The sequence below is a fragment of the Achromobacter sp. UBA2119 genome (assembly GCF_002331005.1).
Classification (GTDB): Bacteria; Pseudomonadota; Gammaproteobacteria; order Burkholderiales; family Burkholderiaceae_B; genus Achromobacter; species Achromobacter animicus.
This window is the reverse complement of record NZ_DCYD01000020.1, coordinates 41,690-55,160: the sequence shown is the minus strand read 5'-3', so window position 1 is coordinate 55,160 and position 13,471 is coordinate 41,690. Positions and strand designations below refer to the sequence as shown.

The window sequence follows — 13,471 nt, the reverse complement described above, 5'->3', positions numbered from 1 at the left end:
TTCCAGACCAACATCCTGGCGCTCAACGCGGCCGTGGAAGCGGCGCGCGCGGGCGAGCAGGGCAAGGGCTTTGCCGTCGTGGCGGGGGAAGTGCGGTCGCTCGCGCAGCGCAGCGCCCAGGCGGCGCGCGAGATCAAGGGCCTGATCGAAGACTCGGCCGCGCGCGTGGATGCGGGCGTACGTCATGTGAACCTGGCGGGCGACACCATGCGCGATATGGTGGCTTCCGTGGACCGTGTGACGCAGATCGTGAATGAGATTTCCAGCGCCACCGCCGAACAGGCGTCCGGCATTGCCTCGGTCAACGATGCGGTGGCCGATATCGAGCGGTCCACGCAGGAAACGGCCGCCATGGTCGAACAGACGGCGGCCGCTGCGGCGGCGCTGGAAGCCCAGGCGCAGGGACTGCGCCGGGCCGTGGCCAAATTCCAGATTGCAGAGGGCGCGCAGGCGGCGGCGCGCGAAGCCTCAGCCGGTGAGCTGCGGCAGGATGGCGCCCGTGTAGCGTTCGGCCACGAGCGACAGGTTGCCGTGCTTGACCTTGTGCTTGACATGGGCAGCCGCCGAGGCGATGTCCTCAGGGCGGATGCGCTCGCATAACGAGGGCGTGACGGTCAGGGCGCCCACGCCCAGCGTCACGAACGGAAAGAAGCGAGGCACGCCGTAACGGTCTTCGGCCTCGATGCCCCCGTTGCGGCGGCCCTGTTCGTCGTACAGGGCCATGGCGCCCTCGTTGAATTCGGCAATGATGCGCTCGATGCGCGTCATCCAGTCCGGACTGCGCAGCAGCACCACGAAGTCGTCACCGCCCACATGCCCCACGAAATCGCGCTGCGGGTCGCAATGGCGTTTGATGACGTCGGCGGTCAGCATGATCATGTCGTCGCCGCGCCAGTAGCCGTAGACGTCGTTGAAGGGCTTGAAGTTGTTCAGATCCCCGTAGCAGATCGTGAAGTCCGCGGCGTCTTCCAGCAGCGTGGCAATGTGCCGGCTGATGGGGATATTGCCGGGCAGGGACGTCAGCGGATTGGCGTAGCGCGCCGCCTCGATGCGCATCTCGGTCACCGAGCGCACCAGGGTTTCGCCCGTGGCCAGGCCGTCATAGCGGCCGTCGCGTGTGATGATCAGCCCGTCCATCAGGTAGCGCTGGTCCTCGGAAATCAGCACGTGACTCAGCTGGTCGATCGACACGTTCACGTCCACCAGCACCGGCTTGGCGTTCATGAAGGTCGAGCAGGCGTCGCGGCCGAAGAGCTCGCGCGTGTAGCGCTGCGCGTAGTGTTCGGAGAAGTCCCGCCGGTTGATGATGCCGACCGGCCGGTTGTCGGCGTCGACGACCGCCACGGCGTGCAGGTTCTTGTGCTCGATGAAGAGGCGATGCACGTCATCGTTGGTGTGCTTGGTCAGGAGCGCGGCGGGGGCCTCGACCCGCAGACTGACGGCTGTGCCGCCGGCGGCGCGCTGCGACACCGGCGCCGACGTGCGCGAGCGCAGGGAGTCGCGCAGGGGCGGGGTCAGTTCGGTCAGCAGGGTTTCGTCGGGCATCCCCAGGAACCAGCCCTGCGCGTAGCGGATGTCCAGCTCGCGCACGACGGCAAGGTCCTCGGCGGTTTCGATGCCTTCTGCGATGACCGACGTGCCCAGGTGCTGCGCCACCTTCAGGATGGCGCGCACCATGTTCTGTTTGCGCTCGTCGTGGCCGATGCCGTCAAAGAAATAGCGGTCGATCTTGACCAGCTCGGGCTGGGTTTCGGCCCAGAGCTGCAGGTTGGAATTACCGACGCCATAGTCGTCGAGCGCGATGCGCATGCCGGCCTCGCGCAGGCAGGCAAAGGCGTTGTGCAGTTCGCCCATGCGGTCCGACAGCGGATCCTGCTCGGTCAGTTCGACGACGATGCTGGCCGGTTCCAGCGCGCAGTCCTTGAGCAGCCGCCCGGGCATGTCGTGGCCCCAGAGGGTCCAGTAATGGAGCAGGGCGGAGCCGGACAGGTTCAGGAACAGCTTGCCCGCAGCGTCGTTCTGTTCGAATCCGCGTGCGCCCGCGCGGAAGCTGGCCAGTTCGAGCTGCGGGTGCAGCCCCTGGCGTCGCGCTTCGGCGAACAGGGCGTCGGGAAAGTGCAGGGGGGTGTCGGCGGGACCGCGGATGAGGCTTTCGTGGCCGTAGATGCGGCTGTGCGACAGGTCGACCACAGGCTGGAAGCGCGGCCGCAATAATCTTTCGCGCAGAATGCCAGCCAGGCTGGCGTGCGCGGGCGCGCCGCCGGGAGGATTGAGCGGAGCGCGGGCCGCGGCGGGCCGTGGCAAAGCGTGAATGGAGTTCATCGCCGGGGCGTTGAGATACGATCAGTGACAAGATCGGTCATATTGACAACAAAATATGTCTGCGTTGTTGCGCCATGTCGTGACGTGCAATCTTCAGTCGCTGTTACATCCGTGTCAACAACGAAATCTCACGTACGTGGTACCCACGCCAATATCGTGGGATGCCCGCCCGCCGCCGGCCCCGCCCTATACAATCCGGCCTATGACTTCCCCCAAGATTCCCGACTCCCTGCGCCGTGTTGTCCTGGCGTCCAATAACGCCGGCAAGCTGCGCGAGTTTTCCGCCTTGTTCGCGCCGCTGGGCATCGAGCTGGTTCCGCAGGGCGACCTCGGCGTGCCGGAAGCCGATGAGCCGCACGTCACGTTCGTCGAAAACGCGCTGGCCAAGGCGCGCCATGCCAGTCGCCTGACCGGATTGCCCGCGTTGGCGGACGACTCGGGCCTGTGCGTGGCCGCGCTGGACGGCGCGCCCGGCGTGTATTCAGCGCGCTATGCCAAGATGAACGGCGGCGAAAAGTCCGATGCAGCCAACAACGCACTGCTGATGCGCAACCTGGCGTCCGTCGCCGACCGCAGCGCCTGGTATGTGGCGGTCCTGGCGCTGGTGCGTTCCGAGAACGACCCCCGCCCGCTGATCGGCGAAGGCCTGTGGCACGGCGAGATCATCGACGTGCCCGAAGGCGCCAACGGCTTTGGCTACGATCCGCACTTCTACCTGCCCGACATGGCGCTGACCGCCGCGTCGCTGGATCCCGATGAAAAGAACCGGGTCAGCCATCGCGCCCGGGCGCTGCGCGAGCTGCTCAGCAAGCTGAGCCACGCTTGACCACGGCGCCGCCAAGGCGCCAGGAATTTTTTCGCATGTCCATCACCATTCCCATCCGCAACGATATGGGCGCGACCAAGTCGCGCCTCGTTGTTCCCGCGGGCGCCACGCTGACCAGCCTGCCGCCGCTGTCGGTCTACGTCCACGTGCCGTGGTGCGTGCGCAAGTGCCCGTACTGCGATTTCAACTCGCACGCCGCGCCGGGCGAGATTCCCGAACGCGCCTATCTGGATGCGCTGCGCAGCGACCTCGAGCAGTCGCTGCCGTCCATCTGGGGCAGGCAGGTCATTTCCGTCTTCATCGGCGGCGGCACGCCCAGCCTGTTGTCGGCGGCCGGCCTGGACGAGCTGCTGGCAATGCTGCGGGCGTACCTGAACCTGTGGCCTGATGCCGAAATCACGATGGAAGCCAACCCCGGCACGGCCGAGGCGGGGCGCTTTCGTGACTATGCGGCCAGCGGCGTCACGCGGTTTTCGCTGGGCATCCAGAGCTTTGACGATGCGCAGTTGAAGAAGCTGGGCCGCATTCACGATGCCAACCAGGCGCGCGCGGCCATCGAGATGGCGCAGCAGGCGGCGGCCCGCGTCAATCTGGACATGATGTTCGCCTTGCCCGGCCAGACGCTGGAGGCCTGTACGGCCGATCTGCGGCAGGCGATTTCGTTCGGCACCGAGCACCTGTCGCTGTATCACCTGACGATGGAGCCGAACACGGTCTTCGCGAAGTTTCCGCCTGAAGACTTGCCGGACGACGACACGAGCGCCGCCATGCAGGACGCGGTGGAAGCCGAGCTGAGGGCGGCGGGACTTGCGCGCTACGAGGTATCGGCCTACGCCAAACCGGGCGCCCGCTGCCGCCACAACGTGAATTACTGGGAGTTCGGAGACTACCTGGGCATCGGCCCCGGCGCGCACGGCAAGCTCTCGTTTCATGACCGCATCGTGCGCGAAGCGCGGCTGCGCAGTCCGGATTCGTGGATGCAGGCCGCCATGGCGCGCGACGGCAGCCATCTGGCCGAGAGCCGGCAGGTCGGGCCGGACGAACTGCCGTTCGAGTTCATGCTCAACGCCCTGCGCCTGAAGGACGGCGTGGCGGCCACGGCGTTCAATGAACGCACCGGTTTGTCGCTTGCCGTCATTGCGCACCAATTGGAGGCAGCCTCGAAACGGGGCCTGCTCGACGCCGATCCCACGCGCCTGCGCGCGACGCCCCTGGGCTGGCGCTTCCTCAATGACCTTCAGGAAATGTTCCTGTAAGGTGCAAGCACCAAGATGGGGCGATCATGCCCCATCTTTTGCACCACGATGGTGCTACATTGCCCCAAGACTGACGTGCCTCCCCCCGGGAATACCGGGGCTAAACCTGGCACGCTTATTGCTTCCCTCTTTTATGCCAGTCGACGGGCAAAGCCCTCGACCCTTTTATCTAATGGAGATGACATGGCAAGCCCGAAAGACGTCCTGAAACAGATCGCCGATAACGAAGTGAAATTCGTGGATTTCCGCTTTACCGATACGGTTGGCCGTGAGCACCACGTTTCCGTGCCCACCACCGCTATCGATGAAGACAAGCTGGAAAGCGGGCAGGCTTTCGACGGTTCGTCGATCCCGGGCTGGAAGGGCATCGAAGCCTCCGACATGCTCCTCATCCCCGACTGCGCCACCGCCAACCTGGATCCGTTCCGCGAAGAGCCGACCCTGATCCTGTCGTGCGACGTGGTCGAACCGTCGGACCTGAAGGGCTATGACCGTGACCCGCGCTCGCTGGCCAAGCGCGCTGAAGCCTACCTGAAGTCCTCCGGCCTGGGCGACACCGCCTACTTCGGTCCGGAACCCGAATTCTTCGTGTTCGACGGCGTGACCTGGAACACCGACATGTCGGGCACGTTCGTCAAGATCAAGTCCGAAGAAGCCCCGTGGTCGACCGGCCTGGAATTCGAAGGCGGCAACACCGGCCACCGTCCGGGCGTGAAGGGCGGCTACTTCCCCGTTCCGCCGGTCGATTCGTTCCAGGACATGCGTTCGGAAATGTGCCTGCTGATGGAACAGATGGGCGTGCCGGTTGAAGTGCACCACCACGAAGTGGCTGCTCCCGGCCAGCTCGAAATCGGCACCAAGTTCAGCACGCTGGTGCAGCGCGCCGACTGGACCCAGATCGTCAAGTACGTCGTGCACAACGTGGCCCATGCCTACGGCAAGACCGCCACGTTCATGCCCAAGCCCATCGTTGGCGACAACGGCTCCGGCATGCACGTCCACCAGTCCATCTGGAAGGACGGCCAGAACCTGTTCGCGGGCAACGGCTACGCCGGCCTGTCCGAATTCGCCCTGTACTACATCGGCGGCATCATCAAGCACGCCAAGGCCCTGAACGCCATCACCAACCCGGGCACGAACTCGTACAAGCGTCTGGTCCCGCACTTCGAAGCGCCCGTGAAGCTGGCCTACTCGGCCCGCAACCGTTCGGCTTCGATCCGCATTCCGTACGTCGGCAACCCGAAGGGCCGCCGCGTCGAAGCGCGCTTCCCGGACCCCCTGGCCAACCCGTACCTGGCTTTCTCGGCCCTGATGATGGCCGGCCTGGACGGCGTCCAGAACAAGATCCACCCGGGCGATCCGGCCGACAAGAACCTGTACGACCTGCCGCCGGAAGAAGACGCGAAGATCCCGACCGTCTGCGCCTCGCTGGAAGAAGCGCTGGAATCCCTGGACAAGGATCGCGAGTTCCTGACCCGTGGCGGCGTGTTCAGCAACGACATGATCAACGCCTACATCGACCTGAAGATGGCCGATGTGACGCGTCTGCGCATGACGACGCACCCGGTCGAATTCGACATGTACTACAGCCTCTGATGGTTTGAGGCCGTGGCTGGGGGGAGCGCGATGAGGTAGGCAGAAGCACGGCTTACACCACGCGCACCACCAGGTAGCCGCCCGACGAAATTGCCCGCCCGGCCCCGCGCCGGCGGGCAGGGCGCCGGGTTGGCGCGCCCGTCGCGGACGCGTTCCGCTTTCCCCTGTCCATTCGGGTACGTTGAAAATGAATGTTGAAGCTCTCGATCTGCTAGCCACGTCAGTCTTCCTGGTCAACGAGCGCGGCCACATCGAATACGCCAACGCCGCCGCCGAGGACCTGTTCGGCCGCTCGCGCAAGCAACTGGGCGGGCATTCCGCCGCCACCCTGTTCGACAACCCCGAGAATATCCAGTCATCCATCGACCGCGCCGCGGGCGGCAGGTACGCCGACGTGAGGCAACTAGCCTCGTTGCGCCGCGCCGCCGAATCCGTGGAAGTCGCCGTGACCACCGTGGGACTGACCGGCCAGCGTTGGCCGGTGCTGATCGAGACCCGCGAAATCGAGCAGCGCGTGCTGGCCGACCGCAACCACCGGCTGGTGGACGAGATCGAAGCCCACCGCGAACTGCTGCGCAACCTGGCGCATGAAGTCAAGAATCCCCTGGGCGGGCTGCGCGGCGCCGCGCAACTGCTGGAAGCCGAGCTGCCCAGCGCAGCCCTGGCCGAATACACCCAGGTCATCATTTCCGAAGCCGACCGCCTGCAGGCGCTGGTGGACCGCTTGAGCGGCCCGCAACGTGTGCCGCTCAATGCGCGGCCGGTGAACATCCATGAAATCTGCGAGCGCGTCTGCGCGCTGATCCAGGCCGAGTTCCGCAACGACGTCACGATCCAGCGCGACTACGACGCCTCGGTGCCGGACCTGAAGGGCGACGCCGCCCGCCTGATGCAGGCCGTGCTCAACGTGGCGCGCAACGCCGCGCAGGAACTGGTGGCGCGCCCGCAAGGCCCGCAGACCGAACCCGGCGTGGTGACGCTGCGCACCCGCGTGGCGCGGCAGGTCATGCTGGCGCACCGGCAGCACCGCCTGGCGCTCGTGCTGTCCATCATCGACAACGGTCCGGGCGTGCCGGACCACATCCGTGACCGCATCTTCCACCCGCTGGTCACGGCCAGGGCTGGCGGTACCGGCCTGGGCTTGAGCCTGGCGCAGGACTTCGTGCAACAGCACGGCGGCATCATCGAATTTGAATCCCGACCGGGGCGCACCGAGTTTCGCCTGGTCCTCCCGATGGAGCCCGCAAACTGATGAAACCCGTATGGATCGTCGACGACGACCAGGCCATCCGCTGGGTCCTCGAAAAGGCCCTGGCCCGCGCTGGCGTCCCCACCCGCAGCTTTTCCCAATCGGCCGACGTGCTCGAGGCGCTTTCGCGTGAAACGCCCGTGGCGCTGGTGTCGGATATCCGCATGCCCGGCGGCAACGGCCTCGAGCTGTTGCGCCAACTGAAAGAGCGGCATCCCGGTCTGCCCGTCATCGTGATGACCGCGTTTGCGGATCTGGACAGCACCGTTTCCGCCTTCCAGGGCGGCGCGTTCGATTACCTGGCCAAGCCGTTCGACGTGAACGAGGCCGTCGCGCTGATCCAGCGCGCCATGCAGGAATCGGCGCAACCCGAAAGCCCGGACGGGCAGGGGGAAGCGGCCCAGAACAACGAGCGCTGGATGATGACGCAATCGTCGTCCACCGCCATGCAGGAAGTCTTTCGCGCGATCGGCCGGCTGGCGCAGTCCAAGGTCACCGTCCTGATCACCGGCGAGTCCGGCACGGGCAAGGAACTGGTGGCCCGCGCGCTGCACGGCCACGGCGTGCGCGCCAGCGGCCCGTTCGTGGCGCTGAACGCCGCAGCCATCCCGCGCGATCTGCTGGAGGCCGAACTGTTCGGCCACGAGCGCGGCGCGTTCACCGGCGCCAACAATCTGCGCCGCGGCCGCTTCGAAGAGGCGCACGGCGGCACGTTGTTCCTGGACGAAATCGGCGACATGCCGATCGAGTTGCAGACGCGACTGCTACGCGTGCTGGCCGAGGGCAGCTTTTACCGCGTCGGCGGCGCGCAGCCCGTGCGCGTGGACGTGCGCATCGTGGCCGCCACGCACCAGCCGCTGGAGCAGCGGGTCGAGCAGGGCCTCTTCCGCGAAGACCTGTTTCACCGCCTGAACGTGATTCGCCTGCGGCTGCCGCCGCTGCGCGAGCGGGTCGAGGATATTCCCGCGCTGGCCCAGCACTTCCTGACCGCCAGTGCGCGCACGCTGGGCGTTCCCGTCAAGCGGCTGACGCCCGAGGCGCTGGCGGTGCTGACCAAGTTCGACTTCCCGGGCAACGTGCGTCAGCTGGAAAACTTCTGCCACTGGCTGACGGTGATGGCGCCGGGCCAGACGGTGGATCGTATCGACCTGCCGCCTGAAATCCGGGCCATGGAACATCAGCCGCAGCCCGGATCCGCGCCCATGCGGCCCGCGACGCCGACGGCTGGCGTGGGTACGGTGGTGCAGTCGGGCGCCTACGCCGCGGAACCGGCTGAGGACGGCGCGCCGCGCAATTGGCAGGATTCGCTGCTGCGCGATGCGCAGTACCGGCTGGAGCGCGGCGAACCCGCAGTCATGGCGACACTGACGCGCCAGTTCGAGAAGATCCTGCTGCAAAGCGCGCTGGATGCCAGCCGGGGCCGTCGCGTGGAAGCCGCCTCGCGCCTGGGGATCGGCCGCAACACCATCACGCGCAAGCTGCGCGAGCTGGGTATCGAAGACGAGTAACCGATCCGGCGCCGGCCCGGCAGTGGGCCGGTTCCGGACGCCGGACCCGAGCGCATGTGGGCTCGGGCCGGCCTACAAGCCGAGCAGGCTTTCGCACAGGCGCGGCGACTTCAGTTTCTGCAGCCACCACTTCATGGCCTCGCCGGGCGGCTCCGCCCGCCACGCGTACGCCACGTGTTCCGTCAGGGACATGCCTTCATCCGTTTCGCACACCACCAGCAACCCTTGCGCAAGGTAAGGCGCGGCCAGCGTCAGCGGCAGATAGCCGCAGCCCAGGCCGCGCACCTGCGCGTCGATCTTGGCCTGCATCGACGGCATCACCAGCGTCGGCTGCTCCGACAGGATGCCGCGAGACTGCACGGGCAGGTTGCGCGAGGTATCGGCAATCACCACGGCGCAGTAACGCGTGATGTCCGCGCGGCTGAGCGGCTGCGGCAAGGAGGCCAGCGGGTGATTCGCCGCCACGCAGAATCCGAACTGCATCACGCCGATCGCTTGTGAACGATACGGGCCCGTGGGTTCGCCCGCCGCGCCCGCGCCGATCACCAGGTCGGCGCGGCCGGAGGTCAAGGCATCCCAGTTGCCGCTCAGCACTTCCGTGCTAAAGCGCAGCGTCGTGGCGCTGCCCACCGCATGGAATTCGTCGATCAGGTCGTAGATGGGCCGCCACGGAATCACGGCACTGACGGCGATGCGCAGTTGCACTTCCCATCCCGTGGCAATGCGCTTGACCCGGCTGGCCAGCTCGTCCAGCGATTGCAACAGATGCCGCCCATCCTTGAGCAGCGCTTCGCCCGCCGGGGTCAGCAGCGCGCGGTGCCCCGAGCGGTCGAACAGCAGCACGTCCAAGCCGTCTTCGAGCTTGCGGATGGAGTAGGTGACGGCGGAGGGCACCTTGCCCAGTTCGCGCGCCGCCTTGGCAAAGCTGCCGTGGCGTGCGATCGCGTCGACAAGGACAAGAAGTTCCGGGGTGATGGGCTGCATGTCAGAGCGCGAAATGTGGGTATTCAAATAATTTGAACGAAGTCATCAAAATATAGCGCCAAAACCGAGGGGCAAGGCGCGCAGAATACCACTCATGCCGGGGATGCAGACAAACGGCAAGGCGGACGGCCAGCCAGTATGCACCCCCTAATCATTCATATTATTGAAACAGGAGTCCAAGATGCTTACGATTCGCCGCGCTGCAGAACGGGGTCATGCCAACCACGGATGGCTTGATTCGTTCCACACCTTCTCCTTTGCCAACTACTACGACCCGGCTCACATGGGCTTCGGCGCGCTGCGTGTCATCAACGACGACCGCATCGCGGCCGGCCGCGGCTTCGGCACGCACGGCCACCGGGACATGGAGATCATCACCTACGTGCTGGACGGCGCCATCGCCCACAAGGACAGCATGGGCAGCGGCTCGGAAATCCAGCCGGGCAACGTCCAGCGCATGAGCGCCGGCCGCGGCGTGATGCACTCCGAGTTCAACCCCCGTCCCGATGCCGAAACGCACATGCTGCAGATCTGGATCGAGCCGAACGTGACCGGCATCGCGCCGGAATACGAAGAGCGCGCCTTCAGCGATGAGCAAAAGCGCGGCCGTCTGCAAGCCCTGGTGACGGGCGACGGCGCTGACGGATCGATGACGATCCATCAGGACGCCCGTCTGTACGCCGGTCTGTTCGACGGCGACGAGTCGGCCTCGCTGCCGCTGGCTGCCGGCCGCCGCGCCTGGGTCCACGTGGCCCGCGGCAGCGTGACGGTCAACGGCGCCGCGCTGAATGCCGGCGACGCCGTGGCGATCACCGACGCCGCCAGCGTCGAGGTGTCGGGCGGCAAGGACGCCGAAGTGCTGGTCTTCGACCTGGCCTGACGCCAACGGCCGGGCGGATCCTGGAATCCGCCCGGTTTCACACAATACCGGCCGCGAGGCCATTAAGATGGCCCCAGGCCTACCCATTGCGGAGCATTGCACCATGTCGACCCTGTCCCAAGCCGGCGAAAGCCAGATCGAAACCGTTGTGGTGCCGCGCACCAGCGACTTGGGCGGGTTTTCCGTCCGCCGCGCCATTCCTTCCATGCAGCGCCGCAGCGTCGGTCCGTTCGTCTTCCTGGACCAGATGGGACCGGCGGACTTCGACGTCGGCGCCGGCATCGACGTGCGTCCCCATCCGCACATCGGCCTGTCCACCGTGACGTACCTGTACGAAGGTTCCATGGTCCACCGCGACGGCGCGGGTCACACGCAGACTATTCTGCCGGGCGAAGTGAACTGGATGACGGCCGGTCGCGGCATCGTCCATTCCGAACGTTCCTCGCCGGAAAGCCGGCTTGCGCCGCAGCGCCTCTGTGGCCTGCAGATCTGGGTCGGGCTGCCCAAGGCGCACGAAGAGACCGATCCGGGGTTCACGCACTACGGGCTGGACGCGCAGCCGGTGATCGAAGGCGAGGGCGTGCGCGCCCAGGTCGTGGCCGGTTCGCTGTTCGGCAAGACCTCCTCGGTCAAGACGCTGTCGCCCCTGTTCTATGGCGACCTGCAACTGCAGGCAGGCGCGACCACGGTGCTGCCGGCCGAACACGAAGAGCGCGCCGCCTATCTGGCGCAGGGCGAGGTCGAAATCGACGGCCAGACGTACGAAAGCGGGCGCCTGGTCGTGTTCGCCCCGGGCAAACCGGTGCAAATCCGCGCCAGGACGGCCGCGCGGTTCGCGGTGCTGGGCGGCGAGCCGCTCGATGGCCCGCGCTTCGTGTGGTGGAACTTCGTGTCCAGCAGCAAAGACCGCATCGAACAGGCCAAGCAGGATTGGCAACGCACGCGGTTCGATCAGATCGTGCCGGGCGATGAGACCGAGTACATCCCGCTGCCGGCAGCCCGCGCCTGAGCGGGGCGGGATGACAATGCGTGATGGGGGGCGTAATGCCCCTCATGATCGTGTAACTTTTATTGTTTATTTTTGAGGGTTACACTGGCGCCGGAGATCACCATGAACACCAGCCACGCACCCGAATTCCGCCAACTGGGCGACCACGTCGCCCTGGATCTGATCAACACCGTCGAGCAGAGTAGCGCCGGCCCGGTCGACCGATGGCAATCGGACGCGGACGTGGCGGGCTGGCTGGCGCTGGCGGGATTCGCCGCCGCGCAGGGCCCCGCGCCGGCCGGTCTGCTGGAAAGCGCCCGCGGCCTGCGCGAAACCGTCCGGGAATTGGTCGCCCAGCGCAAGGCGCACGCGCCCTTGGCGCTTTCCGCGTTGAATCGCGCCCTGGCGGCGGGGGGCAGTCACCTCGAGCTCGCGCCGGCAGACGATGGCAGTCTGGTGGTGTCGCGCCGTTATCCCTCGCAAACCGCAGCACAGTGGTTGCTGCCGGTGGCCGAGGCGGCGGCCGACCTGCTCGCGCATGGCGATTTTGGATTGGTGCGCAAGTGCGAAAGCGATGCGTGCTCGCTGTGGTTCTACGACAGGACGCGGTCGCACAAGCGGCGGTGGTGCAGCATGGCGCTGTGTGGCAACCGGCACAAGGTGGCGGCGTTCCGACAGCGCGAGGCCGCCGACGCCAGTACCAAGGCGAAATGACAACGATCGATGGTTCTCAGCCCGGCTCATGCCGGGCTTTTTCATTGGTGGCGTCGGGTTGGTCTGGGAGCCGGGCGGCCCGCACCCCACATTCCAGCACCGCATCACACGTCGATTCGATGTTGAGTAACCTGTAAATAGACTATTGACAGGTTACGTAAAATGCGTAGACTGTGCCGTGAAGCTTCGAAATCCCATCGTCATTCCTTGCCCGAATACCGGAGATCCTCATGACCGCCCAGCCCGACAACACCGTCCATTACCGCCACGCGCAAGCCGACGGCCTGCGCTTCTTCTATCGCGAAGCCGGCGACCCGCAGGCGCCCGTGCTTTTGCTGCTGCACGGTTTTCCCACGTCTTCGCATCAGTTCCGCAACGTCATCCCGCAACTTGCCCAACACTTTCGCGTCATCGCGCCCGATCTGCCCGGATTCGGCTTTACCGAGGTTCCGGCCGAGCGCGGCTACCGCTACACCTTCCACAACCTGGCCAAGTCGCTGGAAGCGTTTGTCGACGAACTGGGGCTGACCCGCTACGCGATGTATTTCTTCGACTACGGCGCGCCGACCGGCTTGCGGCTGGCGGTGGCGCACCCCGAGCGGGTGACCGGTCTGGTTTCGCAGAACGGCAACGCGTATCTCGACGGCCTGGGCGACGCGTGGGCCCCCATCCGCGCCTATTGGAACGACCCGTCGCCCGCAAACCGCCAGACCATTCACGATGCCATCCTGAACTTCGAAGGCACCAAGTGGCAGTATGTGCACGGCGTAGCCGACCCGGACAGCGTCGCGCCCGAAGGCTATACGCTGGACGCGGCCCTGCTTGAACGGCCGGGCAACAAGGATATTCAGCTCGACCTGTTCCTGGACTACGCGAACAACCTCACGCAATACCCCGCCTTCCAGGCGTTCTTCCGCCAGGCCCAGGTGCCCACGCTGGCGATCTGGGGCCGCAACGATCCGTTCTTCATTCCGCCGGGCGCCGAGGCCTATCGCCGCGACAACCCGGATGCCGTGGTTGAACTGCTGGACACCGGCCACTTCGCGCTGGAAACTCACGGCCAGTACATCGCCCAGCGCATCATCGATGTGTTGGGGCGCTGACCGGCGGGGGCGGCCTGATGGTTGCCCCCGCCGGATTTCACGGCA

Annotated in this window: 11 protein-coding genes and 1 pseudogene; 10 read left to right on the top strand and 2 right to left on the bottom strand. The window is 66.1% G+C overall.

What is annotated here, in order from left to right:
• On the top strand, positions 1–600 hold a 600-nt coding region (locus B3098_RS27440; protein ID WP_286900339.1), incomplete at its 5' end, for a methyl-accepting chemotaxis protein.
• On the opposite strand, the pseudogene B3098_RS27435 reads toward B3098_RS27440, so the two are convergent.
• A pseudogene (locus tag B3098_RS27435) lies at positions 502–2,322 on the bottom strand (EAL domain-containing protein); the annotation flags it as partial. The gene B3098_RS27440 and the pseudogene B3098_RS27435 overlap by 99 nt on opposite strands.
• A gap of 202 nt (positions 2,323–2,524) precedes the next feature.
• Between B3098_RS27435 and rdgB the strand changes: the two are divergent.
• The 5 genes from rdgB to ntrC all read left to right on the top strand — a co-directional run bounded on the left by rdgB (position 2,525) and on the right by ntrC (position 8,757).
• Positions 2,525–3,148, top strand: coding sequence for an RdgB/HAM1 family non-canonical purine NTP pyrophosphatase (gene rdgB / locus B3098_RS27430; RefSeq protein ID WP_286900336.1), 624 nt, complete (start codon positions 2,525–2,527; stop codon positions 3,146–3,148).
• Between the two features lie 35 nt (positions 3,149–3,183).
• Positions 3,184–4,404 (top strand): radical SAM family heme chaperone HemW, encoded by a 1,221-nt coding sequence (hemW, locus tag B3098_RS27425; protein ID WP_286900335.1) that lies wholly within the window; start codon positions 3,184–3,186, stop codon positions 4,402–4,404.
• Between the two features lie 183 nt (positions 4,405–4,587).
• Positions 4,588–6,000 carry a type I glutamate--ammonia ligase gene (glnA, locus tag B3098_RS27420; protein ID WP_175136605.1) on the top strand — a complete coding sequence of 471 codons (1,413 nt, stop codon included), beginning with the start codon at positions 4,588–4,590 and terminating at the stop codon, positions 5,998–6,000.
• Positions 6,001–6,187: 187 nt separating this feature from the next.
• Entirely contained in the window at positions 6,188–7,252 is a 1,065-nt protein-coding gene (gene glnL / locus B3098_RS27415) for a nitrogen regulation protein NR(II) (protein WP_056560977.1), read from the top strand.
• Complete coding sequence (gene ntrC / locus B3098_RS27410; protein WP_279973953.1) at positions 7,252–8,757, top strand: nitrogen regulation protein NR(I); 1,506 nt, start codon at positions 7,252–7,254, stop codon at positions 8,755–8,757. Before glnL ends, ntrC begins: the two co-directional genes overlap by 1 nt.
• A gap of 72 nt (positions 8,758–8,829) precedes the next feature.
• On the opposite strand, the gene B3098_RS27405 is transcribed toward ntrC, so the two are convergent.
• Positions 8,830–9,741 (bottom strand): LysR family transcriptional regulator, encoded by a 912-nt coding sequence (locus B3098_RS27405; RefSeq protein WP_175121665.1) that lies wholly within the window; start codon positions 9,739–9,741, stop codon positions 8,830–8,832.
• Between the two features lie 181 nt (positions 9,742–9,922).
• Between B3098_RS27405 and B3098_RS27400 the strand changes: the two genes are divergently transcribed.
• From B3098_RS27400 to B3098_RS27385, 4 genes are all read left to right on the top strand, one after another.
• Positions 9,923–10,621 (top strand): pirin family protein, encoded by a 699-nt coding sequence (locus tag B3098_RS27400; protein WP_175121664.1) that lies wholly within the window; start codon positions 9,923–9,925, stop codon positions 10,619–10,621.
• 103 nt (positions 10,622–10,724) lie between these two features.
• Positions 10,725–11,630 (top strand): pirin family protein, encoded by a 906-nt coding sequence (locus tag B3098_RS27395; protein WP_279973956.1) that lies wholly within the window; start codon positions 10,725–10,727, stop codon positions 11,628–11,630.
• A 102-nt stretch (positions 11,631–11,732) separates the two neighbouring features.
• Positions 11,733–12,323: a CGNR zinc finger domain-containing protein gene (locus tag B3098_RS27390; protein WP_279973958.1), complete on the top strand. Its 591-nt coding sequence runs from the start codon at positions 11,733–11,735 to the stop codon at positions 12,321–12,323.
• A 230-nt stretch (positions 12,324–12,553) separates the two neighbouring features.
• Positions 12,554–13,426: an alpha/beta fold hydrolase gene (locus B3098_RS27385; protein ID WP_286900331.1), complete on the top strand. Its 873-nt coding sequence runs from the start codon at positions 12,554–12,556 to the stop codon at positions 13,424–13,426.
• Positions 13,427–13,471 lie beyond the last annotated feature (45 nt).